This is a genomic window from Frankia sp. CcI156 (assembly GCF_001983015.1).
Classification (GTDB): domain Bacteria; phylum Actinomycetota; class Actinomycetes; order Frankiales; family Frankiaceae; genus Frankia; species Frankia casuarinae.
The window spans coordinates 32,040-38,039 of the sequence record NZ_MOMD01000062.1; the positions used below are offsets into that span (position 1 = coordinate 32,040).

The 6,000-nt window shown below is 71.3% G+C and carries 5 protein-coding genes; 4 read left to right on the forward strand and 1 reads right to left on the reverse strand.

Annotated features, from left to right (window positions below):
- The first annotated feature begins 394 nt into the window (after positions 1-394).
- A complete protein-coding gene (locus tag CcI156_RS19710) occupies positions 395-643 on the forward strand; it encodes a WhiB family transcriptional regulator (protein WP_011438134.1) in 249 nt (82 codons plus the stop codon).
- A gap of 426 nt (positions 644-1,069) precedes the next feature.
- Here the strand turns inward: CcI156_RS19710 and CcI156_RS19715 are convergent, their stop codons facing one another.
- Positions 1,070-2,533 (reverse strand): sensor histidine kinase, encoded by a 1,464-nt coding sequence (locus tag CcI156_RS19715; RefSeq protein ID WP_173645812.1) that lies wholly within the window; start codon positions 2,531-2,533, stop codon positions 1,070-1,072.
- Between the two features lie 100 nt (positions 2,534-2,633).
- On the opposite strand from CcI156_RS19715, the gene CcI156_RS19720 reads away from it, so the two are divergent.
- The 3 genes from CcI156_RS19720 (at position 2,634) to bioB (ending at position 5,825) form a co-directional block, all read left to right on the forward strand.
- On the forward strand, positions 2,634-3,800 hold the full coding sequence (locus CcI156_RS19720; RefSeq protein ID WP_035729930.1) for an 8-amino-7-oxononanoate synthase: 1,167 nt from the start codon (positions 2,634-2,636) through the stop codon (positions 3,798-3,800).
- 47 nt (positions 3,801-3,847) lie between these two features.
- Positions 3,848-4,564 (forward strand): dethiobiotin synthase, encoded by a 717-nt coding sequence (bioD, locus tag CcI156_RS19725; RefSeq protein ID WP_011438137.1) that lies wholly within the window; start codon positions 3,848-3,850, stop codon positions 4,562-4,564.
- Between the two features lie 196 nt (positions 4,565-4,760).
- On the forward strand, positions 4,761-5,825 hold the full coding sequence (gene bioB, locus CcI156_RS19730) for a biotin synthase BioB (RefSeq protein ID WP_371681827.1): 1,065 nt from the start codon (positions 4,761-4,763) through the stop codon (positions 5,823-5,825).
- Positions 5,826-6,000 lie beyond the last annotated feature (175 nt).

Below are 6,000 nucleotides of genomic sequence, written 5' to 3' on the forward strand. Positions count from 1 at the left end.
GATCCGGGCCGCCCACCGGCCGCACCGGTGACGATCGATGCAACGGAGCGTAACATCCCCTGGCAATCGGGACTCCCGTGGCACTTCGGCCATCCAGGGAGACGGTCGCCCCCCGTGGTCCGTCTGTGTCCTTGCCGGACAAGTGCAGGCCAGCCAGGCTGTGAAGAGGCTTGCAGGTTCTTGCGCCGCTGCCTGTTCGGGTGGGAGGGTGGCGAATGTCCGAGGTGGATGCACGTGCACCCGGGCTTACCGACACCCGGCAACCCGCTCTACGGCCGCCGTCGAGGCCRAGCAGACATCCTGCTCAATTTATTTTTCACCTCGGCACAACCGTAGCGGCTCACAAAGCGTCTCATGTGCAGTGTGGCCCGAGACGAGAGAGGGAGTTGTACGCATGGACTGGCGCCACAGAGCGCTCTGCCGTGACGAGGATCCCGAGCTCTTCTTCCCGATCGGTACAACCGGTCCGGCGGAACGCCAGGTCGAAGAGGCAAAGGCCGTTTGCGCGCGGTGCGCAGTCACGAGTGACTGCCTCAACTGGGCACTGGACACCGGGCAGGACTCCGGTGTCTGGGGCGGGATGAGCGAGGACGAACGCCGGGCGCTCAAGCGCCAGGTCCGACTCCGGGTTCGAACCGCCTGACCGCAGGACCGTCCCCGACGGCRGGCCGACAGCACCCGAGGAACCGGCACCACGTCCCGGGTCCGAACAACAACACCCGCTCGCGGCAGACCCTGCCCGCCGGAACCGGCACCACCGGATCCACCGGCGGACCGCAGTGGTCGCCGCATGAGGTCATGCCACAACCCGTACCGCGGCACAGGGGTGGCTGGCAGCAGCATCGGCCGTTCTGTCCGCGCGTCCGCCGCAGCAATGCGGCGCGACGCGGACGGGGCGGCCGTAATGTTTTCCGCCCCCGACCACACCTTCCGGCGATCGGGCCCGCTCAGGCGAACCACCGCCCGGGACGGTCCCGATCCGGCCCCCCACGAGCACGCCACATCGGCACGACGGCCATGGACGAGGGACACATCCTGGGGGATACCCCCTCCCGGGCACCCTAAACACTCAACTTTCAGAAAGTGGGATCGACAGGAGCGCCTCCGTCCCGTGCTCTGGACCGGCCTGGAGCCGKATGGTGCCGTGCATCTCGCCCAGCACCAGCTGGCGGACGATCTGCAGCCCCAGCCTTGGCGAGTGCTCGAGCTGGAAGTCCTCGGGCAGCCCGGCACCGTCGTCGGCCACGACMACGTCAAGCCGGTCCGCCAGGCGGCTGACCCGGATCTCGATGGAACCCGCCGAACCGTCGAACGCATGTTCTACAGCATTCTGCAGAAGTTCGGAAAGCACAAGAGCCAACGGGGTGGCGAGTTCGCCGGGAAGCCGCCCGAACGACCCGGTCCGGCGGGTGTTCGCCCGGGCCCCGGTGGAGGCCAGATCCACCGTGACCGAGGTGATCTGGTCGGCGATCTCGTCGAACGGCACGCTCTCCCCCAAACTCTGGGACAGCGTCTCGTGCACGACCGCGATCGAGGTGACCCGGCGCACCGACTCCCGCAGCGCCGAGCGCGCCTCGTCGACCTTCGTCCGCCGCATCTGCAACCGCAGCAGGGCTGCTACGGTCTGTAGATTGTTCTTGACCCTGTGATGAATCTCACGGATCGTCGCGTCCTTACTCAGCAGCAGCGCCTCGCGGCGACGCAGTTCGGAGACGTCCCGGACGAGCACCAGYACCTCCCGGGTCGCCCCGGGGAAGAGCGGGATCGCCCGCAGAAGTACCACCGTGCTCCCGACCGCGGCTTCCACCTCCACCGGCCGGCGCCGGCCGAGCGCGTGCCAGACCGCCGGGGTCGTGGCGGACAGGTTCAGCGCCCGGTGCACGGAGCGGAGGTCCTCGCCCGTGACATTGCCGGTGTAGCCAAGCCGGCGGTACGCCGAGAGCGCGTTCGGACTCGCGAAGATCACCTTCCCGGCGCCGTCGAGCCGCATCATGCCGTCGCCCACCCGGGGGGACTCGGGAAGCTCCGCCGAGCTGCCGCGGAACGGAAAGGCGCCCTCGGCGATCATCAGGGCCAGGTTGTTGGCACCCTGCAGATAAGCCGACTCCAGCGCGCTCGGCGTCCGGGTGGTCGCGAGGTTGGTGTCCCGGGCAAGGACGGCGATCACCTCGTCACCCCGCCGGACCGGGATCGCCTCCGTCCGCACCGGGACCCCACCGTCCCACTCGGGCTCGCCCTCCCGCGCGATCCGGTGTTCCCGCCAGGCGTTCTGGACCACCCAGCGATTGATCACGACGCTGCCGACCTCGTCGTTGTGGTACGCGGTCGGACCGGTGGTGGGACGGACCTGGGCCACGACGAGGAATTCGGCTCCGCTGGCGTGGCCGCCCCGGCTGGCCCCCGAGCCGGAGCGGACAGGCACGAGCAGCAACAGATCAGCGAAGGAGAGGTCGGCGAGCAGAGCCCAGTCCGCGACGAGCGCGTGCAGGTGGTCGATGCCGTCGTCGCTGAGATCCGTGCTCGCGCGCAGCATGTCGGCGAGGGTTCCCACGGCTCGCAGACTGCCAGACCGGCCGGGTTCGTGAGGTGGCGGGCACCCCATCACAGTGGCCGATACCCGTACGCTGGCCGTCGTGACCGTCGATGACGTCGAGGCTGCCGCGCCGCTCGCCTGGCTCACGGACCACGCCCGGGCCCGGGCCGCCGCCGGGCTGCGCCGCGAGCTACGCCCGCGGGGCGGCCCGGATAAACCGGGCGCAAGCGTGCTCGTCGATCTCGCGGGCAACGACTACCTCGGGCTCGGCCGTCATCCGGCGGTCGTCGGCGGCGGGATCCGCGCCCTGCGCGCCTGGGGTGCCGGGGCCACCGGGAGTCGGCTCATGACCGGGACGACCACGTTGCACGGGGAGCTGGAGAACGCGCTCGCCGCGCACGCCGGATTCGCCTCGGCCCTGGTCTTCTCCTCCGGCTACACGGCGAACCTCGCGGTGGTCACCGCCCTGGCCGGCCCCGGCGACCTGGTCGTCTCGGACGCGCTGAACCACGCCTCGATCGTGGACGCCTGCCGGCTGTCCCGGGCGGACGTCGTCGTGACACCGCATGCCGATGTGGCCGCGGTCGCGGCGGCCCTCGCCGGACGCCCCTGGCGACGGGCACTCGTCGTGACCGAGTCGGTGTTCTCCGCGGACGGCGATCTCGCCCCGCTGACCGAACTGCACGAGGCCGCCCGGGCCCACGGAGCGGTCCTGGTCGTTGACGAGGCCCATGCGCTCGGGGTGGTCGGGCCCGCCGGTCGGGGGGCACTCGCCGCCACGGGCCTTGCCGGGGAGCCGGACGTGGTGGCGACGGCCACCCTGTCCAAGGCGCTGGGCGGCCAGGGCGGCGCGGTGCTGGGCGAGGCGGCCGTGCGCGATCACCTCATCGACACCGCCCGCAGCTTCATCTTCGATACCGGCCTCGCCCCGGCGAACGTGGGCAGCGCGCTGGCCGCCCTGGAGTTTCTGGGGGCCCACCCGGAGCTGCCCGGCACCGTCCGGCGCCGGGCCCGTCAGCTCGCCGGCCTGACCGGCGCGCCGGATCCCGCCGGGGCCGTCGTTTCAGTGATCATTGGGGATCCCGAACCCGCGATCGCGGCCGCGACGACCTGCCGCGGGCACGGGGTGGCCGTCGGCTGCTTCCGGCCACCGACGGTGCCGGTCGGGACCAGCCGGCTGCGCCTCGCCGCCCGGGCCGATCTCACCGATGCCGACCTCGCGATCGTCACCAACGCGCTGGCCGCCGCCGGGGTCCTGGCCCGATGACAGCCCTGGCCCGATGACAGCCCTGGCCCGATGACAGCCCTGGCCCGATGACAGCCCTGGTGGTGACCGGGACCGGCACCGGGGTCGGCAAGACGGTGGTGACGGCCGCGATCGGCGCGCTCGCGCACGACCGACACCACGCGGTCGCGGTGGTGAAACCGGCCCAGACCGGTGTCGGCCCCGGCGAGTTGGGTGACGTCGACCTCGTCCGCGATCTGACCGGGATCACCGACGTCCACGAGCTGGCCCGCTACCCCGACCCGCTCGCTCCGGCCACCGCCGCCCGCAGGTCCGGGCACCGGGCCGTCGACCTCGACGAGCTCGCCGCCCGGATCGGCACCCTCGCCGACAGCCGCGATCTCGTCCTCGTCGAGGGCGCCGGCGGCCTGCTGGTCCGCTACGACGCGGGCGGCGCCACCCTCGCCGACCTCGCCCGGGTGCTGCGGGCGCCGGTGCTCGTCGTGACCGCCGCGGGCCTGGGCGCTCTGAACGACACGGCGCTGACCCTGGAGGCGCTGGCGCACCGCGGCCTGGACCTCGCCGGCGTGGTGGTCGGGTCCTGGCCGGCCGAACCGGATCTGGCCTGCCGGTGCAACCTCATCGACCTGGAAAGCCTGGCCGCCCGGCCGCTGGCCGGCGTCCTTCCGGCGGGAGCCGGCCTGCTGGCCCGGCTCGAGTTCCTGGCCGTGGCGCGTGCCTCGCTGCAACCGGCACTTGGCGGCACGTTCCGTGCCCAGGAGTTCAGAGCTCGCTACGAGACGTAACCACCATGCTCGATAGTCTTCGGGGCTCGATGGTGTTCGGGAATCCGGCCCCACATCCGCGCGCCGGTTCGACAATGGATGCGCATGCACCTGGGTGCATGCGCATCAGTCCCGACCACGATGCCCACCGCACCCACGCACCCACGCACCCACCGCACCCGTCGACCCTTGTCTGGAGACCCCTGTGACTGCATCCGTGACCACGTCCGTGACCGCGCACCCCACCGCACCTGCACCTGCGTCGCAGCGGCCGCCGGCGGACCAGGACGGTGCCGACATCCTCACCGTGGCACGGCGCGAGGTCCTCGATGGCGGACGGGGGCTGGACGAGGCCGGCGTGCTCGCCGTGCTCCGGCTCCCGGACGAGACGCTGACCGATCTGCTCGCCCTGGCCYACGAGGTGCGGATGCGCTGGTGTGGTCCGGAGGTCGAGGTGGAGGGGATCGTCAGCCTCAAGACCGGCGGATGCCCGGAAGATTGTCACTTCTGCYCGCAGTCCGGCAAGTTCGACTCGCCGGTGCGGTCCGCCTGGCTGGACGTGCCCTCGCTCGTCGACGCCGCCCGGCAGACCGCGGCGACAGGCGCCACCGAGTTCTGCATCGTCGCGGCCGTGCGGGGCCCGGACGCCCGGCTCATGGCGCAGGTGCGGGAGGGGGTCGCCGCCATCCGTGCGGCGGTCGACATCAACGTCGCCTGCTCGCTGGGCATGCTGACCTCCGAGCAGGTCGACGAACTCACGGCGATGGGTGTGCACCGTTACAACCACAATCTGGAGACGGCCCGCTCGCACTTCCCGAACRTGGTCACCACCCACAGTTGGGAGGAGCGGTGGGAGACCTGTGAGATGGTGCGGGCCGCGGGGATGGAGCTGTGCTGCGGCGCCATTCTGGGCGTCGGCGAGAGCCTCGAGCAGCGTGCCGAGCTCGCCACCCAGCTTGCGGCCCTGGAGCCCGACGAGGTTCCGCTGAACTTCCTCAACCCGCGGCCGGGAACGCCCTTCGGGGATCTTCCGCTGGTCGAGCCGCGTGACGCGCTGCGCGCGATCGCGGCGTTCCGCCTCGCCATGCCGCGCACGATCCTGCGCTACTCCGGCGGACGCGAGATCACCCTGGGCGATCTCGACGTGCAGGGGATGCTCGGTGGCATCAACGCCATGATCGTCGGAAACTATCTGACGACGCTGGGCCGCTCCGCGGAGGCCGACCTGAAGATGCTGGCCGAGCTGAGCATGCCGATCAAGTCCCTGCAGGCCACTCTCTAAGCCGTTTTGACGCTGGTTCGTGCCCGGCTGGTTCGTGCCCGGTGCTGATGCTCCCGTTCGCGCAGGAGGTGGACCTGCTTCACACTTGGATGCGTCTCTACCCGCCCGAGTCTCCGACGGTGACCGGCGGCTCCGGCCCCGGCAGGACTGGTCCCGAGATGAACCCGACGCCGCA

Excerpts from the sequence above, each read along its gene's own strand:
- CcI156_RS19710 (WP_011438134.1), top strand. The coding sequence starts at position 395 with ATGGACTGGCGCCACAGAGCGCTCTGCCGTGACGAGGATCCCGAGCTC.
- bioD (WP_011438137.1), top strand. The coding sequence starts at position 3,848 with ATGACAGCCCTGGTGGTGACCGGGACCGGCACCGGGGTCGGCAAGACG.